This window comes from Chitinophaga sp., from assembly GCF_019236475.1.
Classification (GTDB): Bacteria; Bacteroidota; Bacteroidia; order Chitinophagales; family Chitinophagaceae; genus Chitinophaga.
This window is the reverse complement of record NZ_JAFAIX010000001.1, coordinates 1-19838: the sequence shown is the minus strand read 5'-3', so window position 1 is coordinate 19838 and position 19838 is coordinate 1. Positions and strand designations below refer to the sequence as shown.

The 19838-nt window shown below is 44.3% G+C and carries 16 protein-coding genes; 7 read left to right on the top strand and 9 right to left on the bottom strand.

Going from position 1 to position 19838, the window contains the following annotated elements:
* Positions 1 to 151: 151 nt before the first annotated feature.
* The 7 genes from hemL to hemA all read right to left on the bottom strand — a co-directional run bounded on the left by hemL (position 152) and on the right by hemA (position 7335).
* A complete protein-coding gene (gene hemL / locus JO154_RS00080) occupies positions 152 to 1438 on the bottom strand; it encodes a glutamate-1-semialdehyde 2,1-aminomutase (protein ID WP_291940757.1) in 1287 nt (428 codons plus the stop codon).
* 68 nt (positions 1439 to 1506) lie between these two features.
* Positions 1507 to 2478: a porphobilinogen synthase gene (gene hemB, locus JO154_RS00075; RefSeq protein WP_291940756.1), complete on the bottom strand. Its 972-nt coding sequence runs from the start codon at positions 2476 to 2478 to the stop codon at positions 1507 to 1509.
* Between the two features lie 27 nt (positions 2479 to 2505).
* Positions 2506 to 3420 carry an oxygen-dependent coproporphyrinogen oxidase gene (hemF, locus tag JO154_RS00070; protein ID WP_291940755.1) on the bottom strand — a complete coding sequence of 305 codons (915 nt, stop codon included), beginning with the start codon at positions 3418 to 3420 and terminating at the stop codon, positions 2506 to 2508.
* Positions 3420 to 4448 (bottom strand): uroporphyrinogen decarboxylase, encoded by a 1029-nt coding sequence (hemE, locus tag JO154_RS00065; protein ID WP_291940754.1) that lies wholly within the window; start codon positions 4446 to 4448, stop codon positions 3420 to 3422. The genes hemF and hemE overlap by 1 nt, the downstream gene beginning before the upstream one ends.
* 2 nt (positions 4449 to 4450) lie before the next feature.
* On the bottom strand, positions 4451 to 5107 hold the full coding sequence (locus JO154_RS00060) for a uroporphyrinogen-III synthase (protein WP_291940752.1): 657 nt from the start codon (positions 5105 to 5107) through the stop codon (positions 4451 to 4453).
* 49 nt (positions 5108 to 5156) lie between these two features.
* Entirely contained in the window at positions 5157 to 6077 is a 921-nt protein-coding gene (gene hemC, locus JO154_RS00055) for a hydroxymethylbilane synthase (RefSeq protein ID WP_291940751.1), read from the bottom strand.
* A gap of 4 nt (positions 6078 to 6081) precedes the next feature.
* Positions 6082 to 7335: a glutamyl-tRNA reductase gene (hemA, locus tag JO154_RS00050; protein WP_291940750.1), complete on the bottom strand. Its 1254-nt coding sequence runs from the start codon at positions 7333 to 7335 to the stop codon at positions 6082 to 6084.
* Between the two features lie 328 nt (positions 7336 to 7663).
* Between hemA and hemH the strand changes: the two genes are divergently transcribed.
* From hemH to JO154_RS00015, 7 genes are all read left to right on the top strand, one after another.
* Positions 7664 to 8698 carry a ferrochelatase gene (gene hemH, locus JO154_RS00045; protein ID WP_291940748.1) on the top strand — a complete coding sequence of 345 codons (1035 nt, stop codon included), beginning with the start codon at positions 7664 to 7666 and terminating at the stop codon, positions 8696 to 8698.
* A gap of 18 nt (positions 8699 to 8716) precedes the next feature.
* On the top strand, positions 8717 to 10063 hold the full coding sequence (gene hemG / locus JO154_RS00040; protein WP_291940746.1) for a protoporphyrinogen oxidase: 1347 nt from the start codon (positions 8717 to 8719) through the stop codon (positions 10061 to 10063).
* Positions 10064 to 10125: 62 nt separating this feature from the next.
* On the top strand, positions 10126 to 11256 hold the full coding sequence (locus JO154_RS00035; protein ID WP_291940744.1) for a Re/Si-specific NAD(P)(+) transhydrogenase subunit alpha: 1131 nt from the start codon (positions 10126 to 10128) through the stop codon (positions 11254 to 11256).
* Between the two features lie 55 nt (positions 11257 to 11311).
* Positions 11312 to 11629 carry an NAD(P) transhydrogenase subunit alpha gene (locus tag JO154_RS00030; protein ID WP_291940743.1) on the top strand — a complete coding sequence of 106 codons (318 nt, stop codon included), beginning with the start codon at positions 11312 to 11314 and terminating at the stop codon, positions 11627 to 11629.
* 12 nt (positions 11630 to 11641) lie between these two features.
* Positions 11642 to 13195 (top strand): NAD(P)(+) transhydrogenase (Re/Si-specific) subunit beta, encoded by a 1554-nt coding sequence (locus JO154_RS00025; RefSeq protein ID WP_291940742.1) that lies wholly within the window; start codon positions 11642 to 11644, stop codon positions 13193 to 13195.
* A gap of 44 nt (positions 13196 to 13239) precedes the next feature.
* The gene (locus tag JO154_RS00020) at positions 13240 to 14640 is read left to right on the top strand and encodes an RNA methyltransferase (RefSeq protein WP_291940741.1); all 1401 of its coding nucleotides are present in this window, start codon (positions 13240 to 13242) and stop codon (positions 14638 to 14640) included.
* 95 nt (positions 14641 to 14735) lie between these two features.
* The gene (locus JO154_RS00015) at positions 14736 to 15716 is read left to right on the top strand and encodes a LysM peptidoglycan-binding domain-containing protein (protein ID WP_291940740.1); all 981 of its coding nucleotides are present in this window, start codon (positions 14736 to 14738) and stop codon (positions 15714 to 15716) included.
* A 61-nt stretch (positions 15717 to 15777) separates the two neighbouring features.
* Here the strand turns inward: JO154_RS00015 and JO154_RS00010 are convergent, their stop codons facing one another.
* Entirely contained in the window at positions 15778 to 17298 is a 1521-nt protein-coding gene (locus tag JO154_RS00010) for a hypothetical protein (protein WP_291940738.1), read from the bottom strand.
* Between the two features lie 915 nt (positions 17299 to 18213).
* A complete protein-coding gene (locus JO154_RS00005; RefSeq protein ID WP_291940875.1) occupies positions 18214 to 19761 on the bottom strand; it encodes an IS1182 family transposase in 1548 nt (515 codons plus the stop codon).
* Between the last annotated feature and the right edge of the window lie 77 nt (positions 19762 to 19838).

Here is a 19838-nt window from a genome sequence, read left to right as displayed (position 1 = left end):
TAATGAAAATTACATTAGCAGATAACGTTGGTTAAGATAGTGTTAGTTTAGTATAAGAAAGTATTGATTTAGAGAGGTGCGGGCAACAAAAAACCGCTTCATATGGGAATATGAAACGGTTTACCACTCAGCACAAGGATTGAATTGTTAACTATTTGATTGCCTGCATGGCCGATTTAGCGGCTTGTATGGTAGCATCCAGGTCCTCGGTGGTCAGTGCATTGCACATGAACCAGCTTTCGAAGGCAGAAGGAGGCAGATAAATACCGCGTTCCAGCATGGCATGGAAGAATTTTCTGAACAGCTCATTATTGGCAGCAGAAGCAGATGCGAAATCGATGATAGGATATTCGGTGAAGTGAGCACTGAGCATAGATCCGATCTGGTTGATCTGGTGTACTACGCCTGCGCCGCCAAATGCTTCACGGAGACCATTTACAAGGTAAGTCGCTTTTTCTTGCAGTTGCTGATAGATAACCGGGTTTTCATTCAGTGTATTCAGGAGGGTATAACCAGCTATCATCGCGATAGGGTTACCGCTGAGGGTACCAGCCTGATATACTTTACCGGCAGGTGCCAGGTTTTCCATGATGGCTCTAGGGCCAGCCACGGCGCCAACAGGCATACCGCCACCGATGATTTTACCGAAGGTCACGAGGTCGGCACGGATGCCAAGTAATTCCTGGGCGCCACCGCGAGCGAGGCGGAAACCAGTCATTACCTCATCAAAAATGAGCAGGATATTATTTTCATCGCAGAGTTGACGCAAGCCTTCCAGGAATCCTGGTTGAGGGAGGATACAGCCCATGTTACCTGCGATAGGTTCCACGATGATGGCTGCGATCTGGTCAGGGTTTTCTGCGATCAGTTGTTGTACAGCAGGCAGGTTGTTATACGGTGCAGTGAGGGTATCTTGCGATACGGAAGTGGTTACACCTGGTACCGCCTGGATACCGAGGGTGGCCACGCCACTGCCGGCGCTAACGAGGAATGCATCTGCATGTCCGTGGTAGCAACCTTCAAATTTGATAAATTTATTTTTGCCGGTAACACCGCGAGCAATACGAATGGCTGTCATACATGCTTCTGTCCCGGAGTTCACCATACGAATCATATCGATATTGGGAACCATGCCGATGATCAGTTCAGCAATGCGTGTTTCCAGTTCAGTGGGAGCACCGAAGGAAGTAGAGCGGGTGGCATAATCCTGGATGGCTTTCACCACTGGCTCATACGCATGGCCAAGGATCATTGGGCCCCAGGAATTAATATAATCGACGTATTTATTGCCGTCAACATCATACATGTAAGAACCTTGTGCACGTTCCATGAAGATGGGAGTGCCGCCTACACTTTTGAATGCGCGTACGGGAGAGTTTACTCCGCCTGGGATTACACGTTTCGCCTGCTCAAAAAGATTTTCACTTTTGCTGTACATGCGGTGAATAGTTTTTATTGAATTTAATTTACCGGTGCAATTTACGATAAAAATTGTACCAGGTTTTTTTATCGCTGGAGCAGTTTAGCTGCATCTTTAGCAAAGTAGGTAGCGATGAGGTCTGCACCGGCACGTTTTAGGCTGGTGAGTGACTCGATGATCGCTTTCTCTTCATTGAGCCAACCATTCTGTGCGGCGGCTTTAATCATGGCATATTCGCCGCTCACATGGTATGCACTAACGGGAACGGTAGTACGATCTTTAATGATGCGGATAATGTCCATGTAAGCCATTGCAGGTTTTACCATCACGATATCTGCGCCTTCCTCAATATCCATCAGTGTTTCACGGATAGCTTCGCGGGAATTAGCGTAGTCCATTTGGTAAGATTTTTTATCGCCGAAGCCTGGTGCGGAATCCAGTGCGTCACGGAAAGGACCGTAGAAGCAGGATGCATATTTCGCACTGTAAGCCATGATACCTACTTTATCGAAACCGTTTTCTTCCAGGATATTTCTGATAGCGAGGATACGGCCATCCATCATATCGCTAGGGGCAATGAAGTCGGCGCCAGCTTGGGCATGGCTCAGACTCATACGTGCCAGTACTTCTACTGTTGCGTCGTTCAGAATTTCAGTTCCTTCCACGATACCATCATGACCGTAGGAGGAGTAAGGGTCTAGGGCAACGTCTGTCATTACTACCATTTCAGGAATGGCAGCTTTGATAGCGCGGATGCTGCGTTGCATTAATCCGTTTGGATTAACGGCTTCCGTACCTTTATTATCTTTCACATTGTCAGGAGCCTTAACGAAAAGCAGTACGCTTTTAATGCCCAAGGTCCACAACTCTTTCGCTTCTTGTACTGTCAGGTCGAGGGAATAGCGGAAATATCCCGGCATAGAGCTGATCTCTTCCTTCACATTTTCTCCTTCGGTTACAAATAACGGAGCGATAAAATCGCTTGGTGTCAGGATTGTTTCCGCTACCATTGCGCGAATGGCGGGAGAAGTTCTCAAAATTCTGTTTCTACGGATCATCTTATAATGTTTTAGAATTTTCCAAAGTTACTTTGCCCATTCTCTTGGCTTCAGGTATTCTACCAGTTTTGCTTCCGGACTACCGGGTGTAGGATGGTAATCGTATTCCCATCTTGCTACCGGAGGAAGGCTCATCAGGATAGATTCCGTGCGGCCATTTGTTTTCAGACCGAAGAGGGTTCCTCTGTCGTGTATAAGGTTGAATTCCACATATCGTCCGCGTCTGTAAGCTTGCCAGTTGCGGTGTTCTTCTGTATATGGAATGTTCATTGTTTTTTCTACAATGGGCAGGTATGCTGGCAGGAAAGCCTTTCCAGTGGCTTGTGAGAAGGCGAAAATTTCGTCTACAGTGCCAGCAGTGCCTGGGCGGAGGTAATCGAAGAAGATACCACCGATACCACGTGCTTCATTGTCGCGATGTTTATTGATGAAATATTCATCGCAATGTTTTTTATATTTTGGATAGAGGTCAGCACCAAATGGATCGCAGGCATTTTTAAATGTCTGGTGGAAATGGATACCATCTTTTTCATCCAGGTAATACGGTGTGAGATCTGCGCCACCACCGAACCAACTGTCTTTCAATAATCCATCTTGATCATACAGTTCAAAGTAGCGGAAATTCGCGTGAACTGTAGGAACAAAGGGATTACGGGGATGTATCACCAGGGAGATACCACAAGCCATAAACTGGCTGTTGGTAACGCCGAATTGTTGCGCCATTACTTCTGGCAACTGGCCATGTACGATGGAGGTGCTTACGCCGCCTTTCTCGAATACATTACCATCAGCGATTACGCGGGATTTTCCGCCACCGCCGCCAGGGCGTTCCCAGAGATCTTCCCGGAAGGTAGCCTTGCCATCGATTTTCTCGAAGGCCTGGCAGATATCATCCTGGAGCTGGTGTATAAAAGCGATAAATTCGTTTTTGACAGACTTCATTATCCGTGTGCTTTAACGGTTTCAACAAATGCTTTGGCGTGTGCTACTGGTACATTAGGTAAAATACCATGACCGAGGTTAGCGATGTAACGCTGTCTGCCAAAGCCTTTCAGCATTTCTTTCACAGATTTCTCAATTTCCGGAATTGGCGCCAGCAGTTTAGCAGGGTCGAAGTTACCTTGGAGGGTTACGTTTTCACCAGCGAATTGGCGAGCCAGTTCAGGTTTGATCGCCCAATCGATACCGAGGCCATGGGCTCCTGTAGCAGCCATATCTTCCAGTGCAAACCATGCTCCTTTTGCGAACACGATAGTAGGGCAGACATCTTTCATTGCTGCAACGATCTGACGGATATATTGGAGGGAGAATACTTCAAAATCAACAGGGCTGAGTAATCCGCCCCATGAGTCGAACACCTGTACCAAATCAGCGCCAGCGGCTACTTGCGCTTTCAGATAAGCGATAGTGGTATCGGTGATCATTTGCAGCAGTTGATGGGCTACTGCTGGTTGTTGGTAGCAGAAACCTTTCGCTTCATCGAAAGTTTTGGAGCCTTTACCTTGTACCATGTAGCAAAGGAGGGTCCAAGGGGCGCCCGCGAAACCGATTAATGGAACGCGGCCAGCCAATGTTTGTTTTGTCAGTTTGAGTGCATCGAAAACGTAGTGCAGGCGCTCATGTACATCTGGTACGCAGAGGCGAGACAGGTCTGCCGCACCTTTCACCGGTTGAGGGAGGAGTGGGCCTACTTTTTCCACCAGTTGCACTTCCATGCCCATGGCTTGTGGCACCACAAGGATATCGGAGAAGATGATTGCTGCATCCACACCTACCTGATCAACAGGCATAACGGTGATTTCTGTTGCCAGTTCTGGATTTTCGCAGCGTTCAAAAAAGGAATATTTATCACGCAGCTTGATATAGTCCGGCAGGTATCTTCCAGCCTGACGCATCATCCATACGGGTGTGCGGGAAACAGTTTCACCTTTGAGGGCTTTTAGCAGTAAGTCATTCTTCAATGCGCTCATTCTTAGCAATTATTGTTGTTAAAGTATGATATAGTTGTTTGCACCATACTGTCGGCATCAACGTTGGTGCTGATAATAATCTTGTTTTGGGTAACTTCCCGGAGAGCGTTGGCAGTGGTAGTTCCTATGGCGAAGCACACGGTATCCGCGGGGATGCTGTTGGCAGAGAAATAGCTGCTAACGGCGCTAGGGCTGAAGAAGAAGATACCATGGTAATGGTCAGCCACTGTTTCCGGTTGCGGATTATTTTCGTAGATCACATATTTATTCACCTGTATACCGGCCTGGCTAAGGGTTTCCGGGAGTTCTTTGCGATGAATATTTCCGCAGAAGAAATTGACAGTATGAATATTTTTCAATTGGAGCATAGCGTTGGCCAGCTCTATGCCATAAGGGGCCTGTGCGATGATAGCAGACGCCGGGAAGGCTTGTTCTGCTGCTATTCTGGTATTACCAGAGATGCAGCAGATGTCATTAGCGATATTTATTTCCCCAAGTATTTCCCGAAGAATATTCACGGCATGTGCGCTGGTAAAGGCCATGGGAATATCGGTGAGTACCTTGCGGATATTTTCTTCGCCGGAGAGTTCGGGTAGATAGACAGGAGAGATTTGAATGAATTCTTTTACCGTTATGTCAATACCATGGCCTGCTGCCATCTGGATCAGACTTGCAGGGATTGGTCTTGTGCATAATATGCGGTAATGATCATTTGACATTTCTTATCTGTGCTACAATTTCAGCGGCGCCTTTAGCCAGTAATTCCTCGGCGGCATCTTTACCGGTGCCGGCGGCGTTACCTGTGGAGGTTTGGCGGGTGGTCCTGAAACATTTGGTTCCGTCGAGGCTACAAATTTCACCTTCGAAGAACACAGTATCGTTCTGAATATGGGCGTACGCGCTGATAGGGGTGGTGCATCCTCCCATGAGTGTACGTAGAAATTCTCTTTCAATCCTGGTGGCCAGGGCGGTAGGAGCGTGGTTGAAAGCAGCGCATGCTTCCAGGCTGAAGTAATCGTCTTCTCGGCATACTACTACTACAGCGCCTTGTGCAGGAGCTGGCAGCATCCAGTCGAGTTCGATACTTGTTGCTGGGCGTACATTGATTCTTTCCAGTCCTGCGGCGGCGAAGATCGCGCCGTCCCAGTTTTCAGCGGCAAGTTTCTGCAGGCGGGTGTTTACATTTCCGCGCAGGTTGTGCAACTGATGATGTGGGTATTTGCGCAGCCATTGGGCTTTACGGCGAACGCTACTGGTAGCGATGTTCGCGATATAGCTTGGTTGCTCCAGAAAATCCGTATTGGTTTTGTATACTAGCAAATCCTTTACAGGACCGCGTTCCAGCACAGCGGCAGTAACTATTTGTTGTGGCAACTGTGTGGGTACATCTTTGAAGGAATGAACGGCAATATCGATGCGGCCATTTAGCAGTGCGATGTCAAGGCTTTTAGTGAAGATGCCTTGTACACCGATTTCGTACAGGGGTGTAACCAGGTCAATATCTCCTTCACTTTTGATCGGTACCAGTTCTGTTCTGTATCCCTGAGCGGTCAGCAGATTGTTTACCTGGTGTGCCTGCCATAGTGCCAGTTGGCTTTCTCTTGTGCCTATCCTGATAACTTTTTCCATGTTGTTATTCCTGGTTAACTCCTGTCTCGAAAATATCGTTAATCATGGAGATGTAGAGATCACTTTTCTCTGTTTCCTTGCGGACTTTACCTGCCATGAGATTAATCATTTTTTGAATGATGCGGCCGGACACTTGTTCCATGTCTTCCTGTTTGTAGGTAGCGCCATTTTTCTGCTGTTGAATTTCGCGCATGTGAATTTCGTGCAGTTTATCCTTCACCGCTTTCAGTACTACTGCGTGTTTGCGCATTTTGTACCAGTAGAGGAATTCCTCCATGTATTCATCGATGATGGAAATGGCTTTAGGAACTTCGCCGAGTCTGTTTTGCAGGGTTTCGTCCTGCACTTTGGAGAGTTCATCTACGTTGATGAGGGACACATGGTCCAGGTCGCCAACGGCTGCTTCTACGTTGAATGGAATAGAGAGATCTATTACCACTTTTGGAGAAGTGTTGCGAAGATGATCCACCAATACAGTGGGTTGTGGCGCATTAGAAGCTACGAGCAGTACATCGGCCTGTTGGATTTCAGGCACCATATTTTCGTAAGGCGCGTATTTCAATCCGTGTTGAGCAGCGAATTCTTCCGCTACTTGGAGGGTACGGTTGATGAGAGTTACCTCTTTCACCCCCAGATATTCGATCATATTTTTGGTGGTGTTGCGGCCGATTTTGCCTACACCCAACAATACGATCTTTTTATCTTTGATATCAGGTACTTTACGTTCCATCATACGTACGGCGGCAAAGGCCACAGATACGGTTCCAGCGCTAAGACCTGTTTCGGTTTTGATTAATTTTGAAACCTGCAAAACACTGTTCACGAGTCTTTCCAAGAAGCTGCCCAGTGAGCCTTCTGATTTGGCAAACTTGGCGGCATTGCGGATTTGACCAATGATTTCATAGTCGCCCAGGATCTGAGAGTCCAGACCGGTTCCTACTTGGTACAAATGTCTGATGGCTTCTTCACCGGATTTGGTGTAAGCGATTTCCAACAATTGATCTCTATCGCCTTTTGTTTGTTCACACAATAAGTCGATGAATTGCCCCGGACTGGCAGCAAATCCATAGACTTCTGTTCTGTTACAAGTGGAGAGTACAAAGAGATCATCTAATTGCACAGTCCTGGCATGCTCCAGGAGTTGTTGGTATTGGGCCGGGTTGATGGCGTATAATCCCCTGATAGCAGCGTCTGTTTTCTTATAGTTGATCCCAACGATATGAAAATTTGCTATTTCTTTTGAGTGACTGACCTGCATGTTTCTGTATAAGCTTCCGGGTGCAAAAATACTGGCATACGCTGCAAACAACTGGATTAGGCTGTCATTAGTGTGTCATATCTTGCACTGGTAATCAATACGATGAAAAAATGATATTTATCAGGTTTCATCCTTTTGCAGATGCGGCCAGCCATAGAGCGGCATTTGTCTGCCAAAAATTAAGATCGTATGATTTATTCATTACAAACAGATGACATTCACGCGCTGCCTATCACTTTCATCGATACACAAGTTAGGATATTCTATACTGTAGCCTGAATAAAAATCAGTGAAACACCCCTAAATTTGCTACAATTTTAAAGAAAGCATGGTCAATAAATCTGATGTAGGAATTGTATTGATGAATCTGGGTTCACCTGATTCAACATCTGTTCCGGATGTTAAAAAGTATTTGATGGAGTTTCTGATGGATAAGCGTGTAATCGATTATCCATGGTTAATGCGCAAGTTGCTGGTGGGCGGTGTTATTGTTCCTAAACGTGCGCCTAAATCAGCGGAAGCTTATCAATCTATCTGGTGGGAAGAAGGTTCTCCGTTGATGGTACTTACCAAACAATTACAGACCGCCGTGCAGCACGATATGGAGATACCTGTGGAGATAGCCATGCGCTATGGTAGTCCGTCTCCGGAAGCAGCTTACAATAAACTGTTGCAGGATAATCCTCAATTGAAAGAAGTCATCATGCTGCCATTGTATCCACATTACGCGATGTCTTCTTATGAAACAGCAGCAGAGTATGCGAAAGAAGTTTATCGTAAAAAGAAATACAAGTTCAAACTAACCTTAGTACCTCCGTTCTATGACGAACCGGATTATATCCAGGCAGTAGCGGAAAGCATGCGTCCTTATCTGCAGCAAGATTATGACTATGTACTTTTCAGTTACCATGGTGTACCGGTAAGGCATATACGAAAAGGAGATATCACCGGCAAGCATTGCCTACAGGTAAATGATTGTTGTCATGTGAAATCGCCTGCTCATGAGTTCTGTTATCGTCATCAGGTAACGATTACCGCAGAACTGGTGGCAGAGAAGTTGGGCCTGCCAAAAGATAAATGGGGCATCAGTTTCCAATCCCGATTGGGCAAGGAAGAATGGATTCAACCTTATACTGCTGCTCGTTTTGAAGAGTTGCCAAAAGAAGGGAAGAAAAAGCTGTTGGTAGTATGCCCGGCATTCGTATCCGATTGCCTGGAAACCCTTGAAGAGATCGCAGTAGAAGGGAAGCATACCTTTATGAGCAATGGAGGCGACAGCTTCACGATGATACCATGCTTGAATGTACACCCACTGTGGGTAAATGCGATTGTGAAATATTGCACTCAGTTGATAGAAAAGTAGAACGTAAAGATTATCCTTATGCCACAGCAACCCGTTTTAATCGTTGGAGCCGGAATTTCCGGATTAAGTATCGCCTATGAGCTGCAACAGCGCCAGATTCCTTACCAGGTAATGGAAGCGTCGGATCATGCAGGCGGAGTATTGAAATCCTTGCACGTAGATGGATTTGAATTGGACGCAGGTCCTAATTCCCTCGCTGCATCCCCGGAAATGCTCACGTATCTCCAGCAACTGGGACTAGGCGATAAGATCCTTGTCGCTTCTGCCTCCAGTAAAAACAGGTTCCTTGTGAGAAACAATGCCTTACATGCCGTTTCTCCGCATCCCTTTAAGATAATCGGTTCTAAGTACCTGAGTCGCGCCAGCAAATGGAAACTCTTTACAGAACGCTTTCGCAAGTCAGTACCACCAGCAGGTGAAGAGTCTGTATCCTCTTTCGTTACACGCCGTTTCAATCAGGAAATAGCGGAGTATGTGTTTGATCCCGTACTTTCCGGCATTTACGCAGGTAATCCCGATAAGCTGAGTATTGCAGAAATACTGCCGATGCTGCCTCGTTGGGAAAAAGAATACGGTAGCATCACCAAAGGACTGATGAAAGAAAAAGGCACGATGGGCAGCAGAAAGATCATCAGTTTGAAAGGAGGGAATGCCCAACTTGGCAAAGCTTTGCTGGACAAGTTGCAAACCCCTGTAAAATTCAATTGTGCTGTTAATACTATTCAATCTACTGCATCTGGATATGAAGTGGGGTATATAGAGAATGGGAACCTTTCTCTCCAGGAATTCTCCCGCATTATCCTGACCACTCCCGCCTATAGTACTGCCAATATGATAGAACCCCTGGATCTTTCATTGGCAGGTCTGTTACAGGCGCTGGAATACCCTGAAATGGGCGTATTCCACCTGGGTTATGATGCCGCTGCTATTGGAAATCCAGTTGACGGCTTTGGTTTCTTAGTGCCTAATGCCGAAAAACTCCATTTCCTGGGAGTTATTTGCAATGCGGCCATATTCCCGGAGAAAGCGCCGGAAGGAAAGGTGTTATTCACCGTATTTACAGGTGGGGCAAGACTCCAACATCTCCTGAAGGAGGGCGATCATGCCGTTCTTCGCCAACAGATTCTCAGTGAATTAAGCCAGTTATTACATATTTCTGCTGCTCCTGTGATGCAGCATTTTGCTGTTGTGAAGAACGCTATTCCGCAGTTAAATGTGGGTTTTGCCCAGGTGCGTAGCGCCGTGGAGAAATTTGAGCATACTTGGCCTGGTATCCATATTGCCGGTAATTATGTTAAGGGAGTGGCTGTTCCCGCACTGATACAGTATGCAAGCCAGCTTGCAGAAAAGATGGCAAAAAATTAATTCGGGGAAAAAGGAAATAGTGATACATTTTTTCTTTAAATTCCAATATAATTTTCCACCAGATGATTGTAGGAATTTTAAAAGAAAAAAACAGGGAAACCCGTGTTTCATTAGTCCCAGAGGTAGTGAAACAATTGCAGCAGATGTCCGTAACCGTGTGGGTGGAGCAAGGGGCCGGCGTCAGCGCGTTCTTCGATGATGAACAGTACGCTGCTGCAGGAGCGGTTATTTGCTCCCATTCCGACATCCTTTCCAAAGCGGATATTATCTGTACTATTCACCCTCCGGGTGAGGAGTTGTTAGCGTCCATTCCTGCAGGGAAAATCCTGATAGGAACCCTTCAGCCGCTGTACCGTCCGCGGGAAGTGGAGCAATGGGCTTCGGCCAATATCACTGCTTTAAGTTTGGATGCCATTCCGCGTACTACGCGTGCCCAAAGTATGGACGTGCTGAGTTCCCAGGCCAATATCGCCGGGTATAAAGCCGTACTGCTGGCAGCATATACCTACAGTCGTTATTTTCCCATGTTTATGACAGCGGCAGGGAGTATTGCTCCTGCCAAAGTATTGATACTGGGAGCCGGTGTTGCCGGCCTCCAGGCAATTGCCACTGCCCGTAGGCTAGGAGCAGTGGTAGAGGTATTTGATACCCGGCCTGCTGTGAAAGAAGAGGTGATGAGCCTCGGCGCTAAGTTTGTAGAAGTGGCAGGCGCTGCAGATGCTTCCGCGGCAGGAGGCTATGCGGTAGAGCAATCCGCTGAATACCAGTTGCTTCAGCAACAAAAAATTGCAGAAAGCACCGCTAAGGCGGATATTATTATTACCACGGCCCAAATACCCGGTAAAAAAGCGCCTGTGCTGATTACCGCAGAAATGTTGGATAATATGCGTTCCGGCGCAGTGATTGTTGACCTGGCAGCGGCTACTGGAGGTAATACCGCCGCCACCCGGAATAATGAACAGTATCTACACAATGGAGTAACCATCATCGGAGACTCCAACCTGGCTGCTACTATGCCTTCAGATGCGAGTAAACTCTATGCTAGGAACCTTTTCAATTTCCTGAAACTGATACTTACCAAAGAAGGAAAACTGGAAATTAATTTCAATGATGACATCGTTGCAGGAGCCTGCATCACGCATAACAGAGAAATCGTGAACCAGCGCGTGAAAGGAATGTTGCAGCCTGCATAAGCTGTCGTCTCCCTATATAATCATTCCACATCCGAACAATATAAAAACATCAGCCATGGATCAAGTATCCGTATTTATTCAGCAACACATAGAGTTGATTTATGTGGTGATATTGTCTGTTTTCCTAGGGATAGAAGTGATATCCCGCGTGCCTTCCGTATTACATACCCCGTTGATGAGCGGTGCCAATGCTATCCATGGTGTGGTGATCATCGGTGCGATCATCGTGATGGGAAAGGCCGAATCAGGCAATTATCTGGCGCTGATATTAGGTTTCCTGGCTGTCATTCTCGGAACGATCAATGTGGTGGGAGGTTTCGTTGTAACGGATCGCATGCTGGAGATGTTCAAAAATAAGAAGGATAAAAAATAAAAGTCATAGCTTATGTCCAGCATACTATCTGTCATCTACCTGATTGGCTCTGTTACATTCATACTCGGACTTAAGATGCTCAGCAAACCAGATACTGCCCGAAAAGGTAATCTGGTAGCGGCTTCCGGCATGACGCTGGCCATATTGGGAACCATATTTCTCTATAAACCTGAAGGTCAACCCCTCCACAATTACGGCTGGATATTCGCCGGCCTCCTGATAGGTACCGTGATCGGTGTGATGGCGGCTAAGAAAGTGAAGATGACCGCCATGCCGGAAATGGTGAGTATGTTCAATGGTATGGGAGGCGCCTGCGCCGCCCTGATTTCTATAGTAGAATTCAATCACCTCCAAGGGAGTAATACCTCCGCAATGGCCGTGGCCATGCAACATGTACAACGGGCCGGCCAGATGATAGAGCAGTTAGGCACTGGCGATGGACAGTACATTCAACAAAGGGACCTGTTACAAGCGCTTTTCCATGTTGATTTACGCGGAACCCTCCTGATCATCCTATTGGGACTGATCATCGGATCTGTATCCTTTGCTGGTAGCGTGATCGCGTGGGGAAAACTGAACGGAAAGGTGAAGGATTTCTCTTTTTCAGGGCAACATATTGTCAATCTGGTAGTACTCGGACTCATTGTGATTTTGGCTGCTATATTGCTAATAGACGTCAATAACACGCTGCCACTGTGGGCGCACGACAAAACGTCTGCCCCTGGTTTTAACCTCGTTTTTTATGGACTGCTATTGCTTTCGTTGGTATACGGGGTGATGTTCGTATTGCCAATTGGTGGTGCTGATATGCCTGTAGTGATCTCTTTGTTGAACTCCTTTACTGGTGTGGCAGCGGCTTGCGGCGGATTCCTGTATGATAATCCTGTGATGCTGACAGGCGGTATCCTCGTTGGTTCTGCGGGTACTATTCTGACCATTCTGATGTGTAAGGCCATGAATCGTTCGCTGAAGAATGTATTGATAGGCTCTTTTGGCGGTAGCAAAGCCGGACCAGTTGGTGCAAAAGATCAGGGTCAGTATAAAGAAATTTCGCTCGCTGATGCCGCCGTAGTGCTGGCATATGCGCATAAAGTAATGATAGTGCCTGGATACGGCCTCGCTGTAGCCCAGGCCCAGCACGTATGTCATGAATTGGAAAAACTCCTGGAGGATAAGGGCGTAGACGTTAAATATGCCATTCACCCAGTAGCAGGACGTATGCCGGGCCATATGAACGTTCTGTTGGCAGAAGCAGATGTGCCATATGAAAAGCTGCTGGAGATGGAAGAGGCCAATGCAGAACTGCCCACAACAGATGCCGTATTGGTGTTGGGTGCAAATGATGTGGTGAATCCAGCCGCAAAAAATGATGCTACCAGTCCTATCTACGGTATGCCTATTCTGGAAGTAGAGAATGCGAAAGTGGTGATCGTGAATAAACGCAGTATGAAACCAGGATATGCCGGCATCGAAAATGATTTATTTTTCCAACCTAAAACCTCCATGCTTTTTGGCGATGCCAAACAGGTATTACAGCAGCTAGTGGCCGAAATAAAGCAGGTATAATTGTCGACGCGGATGTTTTGTTTACATTTGCGAAAAACAGATCATTGTCCAATACATTACCTTCTGCACTTATTGACTCATTAGCAGGATTGCCTGGTTTCGACAGGGAATCGTTTCTGCGTGTGCATGCGTCTGCTGAAAAAATCACCTCTCTTCGGTTAAATCCGCATAAACTGATCACTGCCGAGCAACAGGCATCCGTTTTACAATCGCTTTCCTCCAACGGCGTAACGCGCGTTCCTTGGAGTACGCAGGGTTATTACCTTCCACAGCGTCCCTCTTTTACGTTGGATCCTTATTTCCATGCCGGCGCTTATTACGTACAGGAAGCATCTTCCATGTTCGTAGAACAGGCATTGCGCGCAACCGTAGATCTAGAGGCGGAATTGCGGGTATTGGATCTTTGTGCCGCACCTGGTGGAAAATCTACCTTGTTACAATCGTTGATATCGGAACAAAGTTTGCTAGTAACGAATGAAGTGATCAAGCCGAGAGCTGCTTTATTGGCCGACAATATCACCAAATGGGGCAGTGCAAACGTAGTGGTGAGTAATAATGATCCACGTGATTTCAGTCGCTTACCAGGATATTTCGATGTAGTTGTGATTGATGCCCCTTGTTCAGGTTCTGGTTTGTTCCGTAGAGATCCAGAATTGATCTCTGAGTGGTCGCCGGAAAATGTAACGCTTTGTAGTCAGCGCCAGCAGCGGATTTTAGCGGATGTATTGCCTGCGTTGAAAGAGGATGGCATCCTAATATACTCCACCTGTTCTTTTTCTAGAGAAGAAGATGAGCAGATACTGGATTGGTTATCGGAGCACTTTGAGCTGGAGAATGTAGAGGTTCCCTTGCAAGAAGAATGGCATATTGTTGCTGCTGTATCTTCCAAGAACTGCACGGGGTATCGTTTTTATCCAGATAAATTGCAGGGAGAAGGCTTCTTTATTGCCTGTTTCAGGAAGAAGAATGGGGAACAGCCACGTAAGTTCAAAGAGCAAAAAAATACGTTCCTGGGGCCAAAGGAAAGGGTACGTTTGTATGACTGGATAAGTACCCCGGAACAATATGAGTTTCTATTGCACCAGGATGATGTATTAATTTTACCAAAAAATTTAGCAAAAGATATTTCACTGTTACAGCAACAGTTGTATATTCGCAAAGCGGGTGTGAAAGCCGGACAATTAGGACAGAAGGAATTAATACCCGATCATCAGCTCGCCGCGAGTACCTTGGTGTCTGCCAACATACCAGGGGTTAACCTAAGCTTGCAGGAAGCATTGCATTATCTGCGTAAAGAGGATCCCGGCATTCATGCCGATGTGAAGGGATGGGCATTGATGCGTTACGAAGATATGAACCTGGGATGGGCTAAAATTCTACCCAACAGGATCAACAATTATTATCCGAAAGAACTGAGAATTCTGAAAGAGATAAACGGATTGTAACTATACTACGGGCTGCAATTTTTCGTTTGTTATTGAAGCAGATTGTCAGGAATTAAGATTAATTTATTGCCCGAAAAAGTATAAAAAGAGTTAGTATGTTAAAATCGATTCTATCAATTGCCTTGTTTGGTTTGAGCGTAGGAGCAGTGAAGGCACAGGACACGCTGCAGGTAATGGGAACCAGCCCTGATCTGTATATTAACCATATTGTAAAGAAGGGAGAAAACTTTTATAGTCTTAGCCGTGCATATGGTGTTCCTCCAAAAGAAATTGCATCTGTTAATAATACATCCATGGATCATGGATTACAATTAGGACACAGCCTGCATATTCCACTGACAGCAGCTAACTTCTCACAGCATGCAGATGCCAATGGTACACCTGTTTACCATAAAGTAACGGAGAAAGAAACATTATATCGTGTCTCTGTAAATCATAATAAAGTTCCTCTGGATAATATTCGCCAATGGAATAATTTCAATGGTGATGGCCTGAAAAAAGATAGTTATATCATTATCGGTTTCCTCAAAGCCGGCGGTAGTGCAGGATCAGCGCCAGTACCTGTTGCGAAAAAGGAAACACCTGCAGAACCAGTAGCAGAACCTGTGGAGAAACCACAACCTGCTTTACCTGCACCTAAAAAAGAATCTGCTAAGAAAGAAGCAGAGCCTCGTCCGGTACAGGAACAATCTGAACAGATTGCAGATGCACCTACCACTACTGCACCTAAACCAACAAGAACACCTGTTGCGGTAGCCACTGGCGAAAACTTTGAAGAAGTATATAACCAACAAACCAGCAACGGTAAGAAAGCTGCTGGTGAAAAAGGCCCTGGTACTTGGTTTAAAAGCAATGCAGTAGGTAAATATTATGCACTGCATAACACTGCACCACGTGGTACTATCATTAAAGTAACCAATCCGCTCAATGGAAAATCCATCTATGCGAAAGTACTGGATGTAATTCCTCAGATGAAAGCCAATGCTGGTCTGATTATCAAATTGAGCGACAGCGCACAAGACGCATTGGGCAGTAACGAAAGCAGGTTCTATTGCGAGCTGAGTTACGAGAAATGATTTTAACAAGACATCATATATTCATAGAGAATCCGCCATCTTAGTATGGCGGATTTTTTATTTATGGCACTTGTACTACTTTACTAATTTGTATGGGGTCTCCTTCAGCAGTATTCCCTACAATAGCTACACGAAAAGCTTTTGCAGGAATTTTAAATTTGTAGGTAGACGTGGTTACAAAAGGATTCCAATGGTAAGTGATGAGGTCAGGAGTGGTCCAGGTGAGGGATCTGGAATAGCCGGTAATGGGGAGCGTATTCATGGCAGATGGTAAAGCGCGCAGATCTTCGCCCTTGCGGGTGTAGAGTACCAGACAGGCGCAGGGTGGGTGGAGGCTTTGAAAGGCTTTAGCGTAGGCGAAATCGCTAAGAGGACGTGTTTGAGCATATTCTAGGAGTACTTTTTTCTCATCGATATATACTTGAATACTAGTATCCTTGCATTCAGAACTTGATAAGTAGTATTTGGCCCATAGTGGCGGTAGTTCTTGATTTAAATAATCAATAACTGAATATATTCTGCTTGGGTTAACTGGGTTTCTCAAATCAAATGAAAATTGTTCAATAGGTGCAAACTCCTTTGACATTACATACTTCTTATTCAGCATAAGATGCCTGTCTTGCCACCTGGCTTTTACAACCACTGGTTTCAAATTCCGGATATTACGGTCTGACAATACCTTCATCATTTCTATGGTGTAAGGATCATCGTGAAAGATGGTGTCTGTGTGATACAACACAGCCTTAGGAGCAGTGAAAGCTGGCATTACATCGACTGCCGGTATTAACTCAACTTTAGTTTTTTTACTACCTATTGGATTATTAATACTATACCGTATTATAGCAGAATCGAAGAAGAACAGATTGCGGATATAGATTTGTCCCAAACTATCAGGAATCAGTATTTGAGGGGTATTAGTGATGCTGTCTTTTGTGAAAACAGTTACTATTTCTGGTGTTTTTTGTTTGAAGTTATTTTTAACTTTTGCAGTTACTTTGATAAAATTGGTGTCATATTGAAATGGGAAATCGTTTCTAACTGGAAACGATAACAAGTCTGCACTTTTCTCATATGCCATATGAGTGATACTAATAGCGTAATTGATTCCTAAACTATCTGGAACCTGAACAATACAGCTATCTTCATCTATTTTTATTTTCACCGGAATTATCGGTAATCCATTACTAACAGGAGATGTTAGTTGGCGGTAAGTGAAATCTATTGCGGCTTCAGGCCGAACTGTAAGCGTTTGTATTCCTTCTGAGCCACCCTTTAATGTAAATGCTCTGATCCAGTAGGGACCTATTTGAGCAGGAGTTATCAATTGACCGTAACTCATATTGTCAATGATTGGGAATAATTGTCTATTTATCAGATGGTTGTTCGTATCATAAACTTCTACAAACAGATTAGTACTTGATTTTCGAATAGTATCATCATTGGTGATATAACCTCTGAACCAGAGGGTATCTCCCGGATAACAGATGCTTTTATCTGTTTGTATGAAGACGTGCTCCGTTTGTGCTTGTGTATGGATGCCATAAAACAGAAATAAAAAAACTATTAAACAATGATTTTTCATCTGTGAACATGGTTTTAGGCTAGAGACAGAACAATAACAACAAGCAAAGGTTTAATCGGGAAAGAACTATATTATATAATTCTGATGAAAAAAAATTATGCTATCATTTTAATACGCGATATGTCATAGACCTTTACTGCTGCGTGGTTACATGTATTAAAAGTTAATTTAGTATAGAGGAAAAACACACCAACCCTAACAATAGTATATATTGTTGATGAGCACCCCAAAATCCTAAACTGTTGATATGGATTGGATCTCCTTGATATTTATTCTCCCATTCATTTTTGTTGTTATGAATAAATTATTTGATTTTCAAAAAGTTTGTTACTCAGTTTGGAAAACTGGAATTCTTGATAGGGATTAAATATTTAATTGCTTTGGGATTACTGGGGAACAAGAACTTCTACTAGCACAAGAAGTACTAAATGATTTTGTAACATTTAAAAGTTAGCTTTTCCCTTAAAAAGCCTCCCCAAAATGAAAACAGCAAAACTTCTACTATTAGTATCCTGCTTATTGACCACGATTGCGGGATCTTTCGCATCTAAAGCAAAAAGTTTACACACCTTTTATAGAATGGATGCTAACCTGCAGTGCACAATACCAACTTTAATGTTAGCAACAACTTGGCCTGTAGGGGAACCAATTGCCACGCCCCTTATTGCCACAGTCCCTACAATATTTTGTAGTCCAATTACTATATACGTTGATAATTGATACCTACAATTTTATAGACATCATATTTTACACTATTCTAATTTAAGGCAGATGGATTTCTTAACAATAAATTTGAAATGCCCACTTTATAAACGAAGCCGTCTCAAAACAAGAGACGGCTTCTTCGTTTAGATAATTTGTTTTTATAATGATTTTGTACTTCTCATTTTTAGAAGCGATAGTTTAGCATGATTTTTATGCTATTTTCTTTCTAAGATTGTGCGCCATTGCGACTAATCCTATTTCAATCGCTACTTTATCCATGCCTTTGAGCATAAATCTTTTAAAGCCATGGTTATGCTTAATGTTGGCGAAGACAGGTTCCACGTCATAGCAACGTTGTTTTCGCTTCTGGATTCCCCTTTTCTTTTTTAATCGCTTGTCAGCCAGGGTTTTAAGGCGGTTTAGATTATGATTTACTTCTATGATGCGGTTTGTTTGCCCGTCATGGCACATTTGCCGTAATGTACAGCCATCGCATGTTTTGGCCTGATAGGTGGTTACCGTTTGTTCATAACCATTTTTAGTCATTTTGGGGAATGTACTTTTTTTACGCATTCGTTGGCCGGCAGGGCAGATATAATGATCTTTTTCTGCATTGTACTGCAAGTTTTCAGTTTTGAACTTTTCCTTTTCTTTCGTTGACTGACGCTGATTACGATCGAAGGAGGTATGTTTTACATAAGCTGTGATTCGTTTATTTTCCAGCCACTGATAGTTTTGTTCACTACCATAACCTGCATCTGCTGTAATATTAGCAGGTAATCGTTTATATTGTTTTATATACTGTTGTATATGACTGATTAAAGTTGATGTATCGGTTGTTTGTTGATGAAGGCTGTAATTAACGATGTATTGATTATTTGTACTTATTTGAAGGTTATATGCTGGTTTAAGCTGACCATTTCCCATATGGTCTTCTTTCATTCTCATAAAAGTGGCTGAAGGATCTGTCTTGCTATAACTATTACGATCTGTACCTAAAATTTCTTCCTGTTTGGCATATTTCTCCAGAGTTGAAGGCCAGGTGCGACGGGCATAGCCCAGCTTTTGTCTGATCTGCTTATCTACTGGTTTATCTTTGATGGCTTCATTGATAGCCGCTATGGTCTTACTGACCTTTTCGCTGTCTATTTTGTCATACCCTGAAGGATCTGTATCATCATCTAACTCGGAAGCCGCCACTGACTGGGCATATTTCCAGAGGTCATTTAATTGTTGTTTTATTTTCTCTTTGCTATACTTAATACCATTACCCCATACAAAGCTATACCGATTAGCCTGAGCCTCTATCTTTGTCCCATCAGTATATAGCTCTTTTACATTTAATAAACCTTCTTCACACAACAGCAGAACTACCTGAGTAAATATGGGCTGCAATACTTTTTGTAGTCGTTGGCCTCGGAACCTGTTGATCGTATTGTGATCCGGTTTACTCATCCCACTTAACCACATAAAGTGAATATTTTGTCCCAGGGCTTCCTCTATTTTACGACTGCTGTAAATGTTATTTATATAAGCGTAAATCAACACTTTTAATAACATCCGGGGGTGATAGCTGCTCGTTCCTCCTGCTTTATACCGCTTTAATAATAAAGTGATATCGATTTTATCAAGCACATTATCTACTACGCGTACAGGATGATTTTCAGCAATCAGCTCGCCGATCTCTGGCGGAAAAAGCATCGCCTGGTGTTGCAGGTTAGCTTTAAAAATTACAGATAGTGTTTTTCCTTTAGGCATATTATTAAAAACGAAAAACACCCCTGATCGGTTTGACCAACCATAAAAAAGAAGAGGGTGCCTTTTGAGACACCCTC

Excerpts from the sequence above, each read along its gene's own strand:
- hemL (WP_291940757.1), bottom strand. The coding sequence starts at position 1,438 with ATGTACAGCAAAAGTGAAAATCTTTTTGAGCAGGCGAAACGTGTAATC.
- hemB (WP_291940756.1), bottom strand. The coding sequence starts at position 2,478 with ATGATCCGTAGAAACAGAATTTTGAGAACTTCTCCCGCCATTCGCGCA.
- hemF (WP_291940755.1), bottom strand. The coding sequence starts at position 3,420 with ATGAAGTCTGTCAAAAACGAATTTATCGCTTTTATACACCAGCTCCAG.
- hemE (WP_291940754.1), bottom strand. The coding sequence starts at position 4,448 with ATGAGCGCATTGAAGAATGACTTACTGCTAAAAGCCCTCAAAGGTGAA.
- JO154_RS00060 (WP_291940752.1), bottom strand. The coding sequence starts at position 5,107 with ATGGCAGCAGGCCATGGTATTGACATAACGGTAAAAGAATTCATTCAA.
- hemC (WP_291940751.1), bottom strand. The coding sequence starts at position 6,077 with ATGGAAAAAGTTATCAGGATAGGCACAAGAGAAAGCCAACTGGCACTA.
- hemA (WP_291940750.1), bottom strand. The coding sequence starts at position 7,335 with ATGCAGGTCAGTCACTCAAAAGAAATAGCAAATTTTCATATCGTTGGG.
- hemH (WP_291940748.1), top strand. The coding sequence starts at position 7,664 with ATGGTCAATAAATCTGATGTAGGAATTGTATTGATGAATCTGGGTTCA.
- hemG (WP_291940746.1), top strand. The coding sequence starts at position 8,717 with ATGCCACAGCAACCCGTTTTAATCGTTGGAGCCGGAATTTCCGGATTA.
- JO154_RS00035 (WP_291940744.1), top strand. The coding sequence starts at position 10,126 with ATGATTGTAGGAATTTTAAAAGAAAAAAACAGGGAAACCCGTGTTTCA.
- JO154_RS00030 (WP_291940743.1), top strand. The coding sequence starts at position 11,312 with ATGGATCAAGTATCCGTATTTATTCAGCAACACATAGAGTTGATTTAT.
- JO154_RS00025 (WP_291940742.1), top strand. The coding sequence starts at position 11,642 with ATGTCCAGCATACTATCTGTCATCTACCTGATTGGCTCTGTTACATTC.
- JO154_RS00015 (WP_291940740.1), top strand. The coding sequence starts at position 14,736 with ATGTTAAAATCGATTCTATCAATTGCCTTGTTTGGTTTGAGCGTAGGA.
- JO154_RS00010 (WP_291940738.1), bottom strand. The coding sequence starts at position 17,298 with ATGAAAAATCATTGTTTAATAGTTTTTTTATTTCTGTTTTATGGCATC.
- JO154_RS00005 (WP_291940875.1), bottom strand. The coding sequence starts at position 19,761 with ATGCCTAAAGGAAAAACACTATCTGTAATTTTTAAAGCTAACCTGCAA.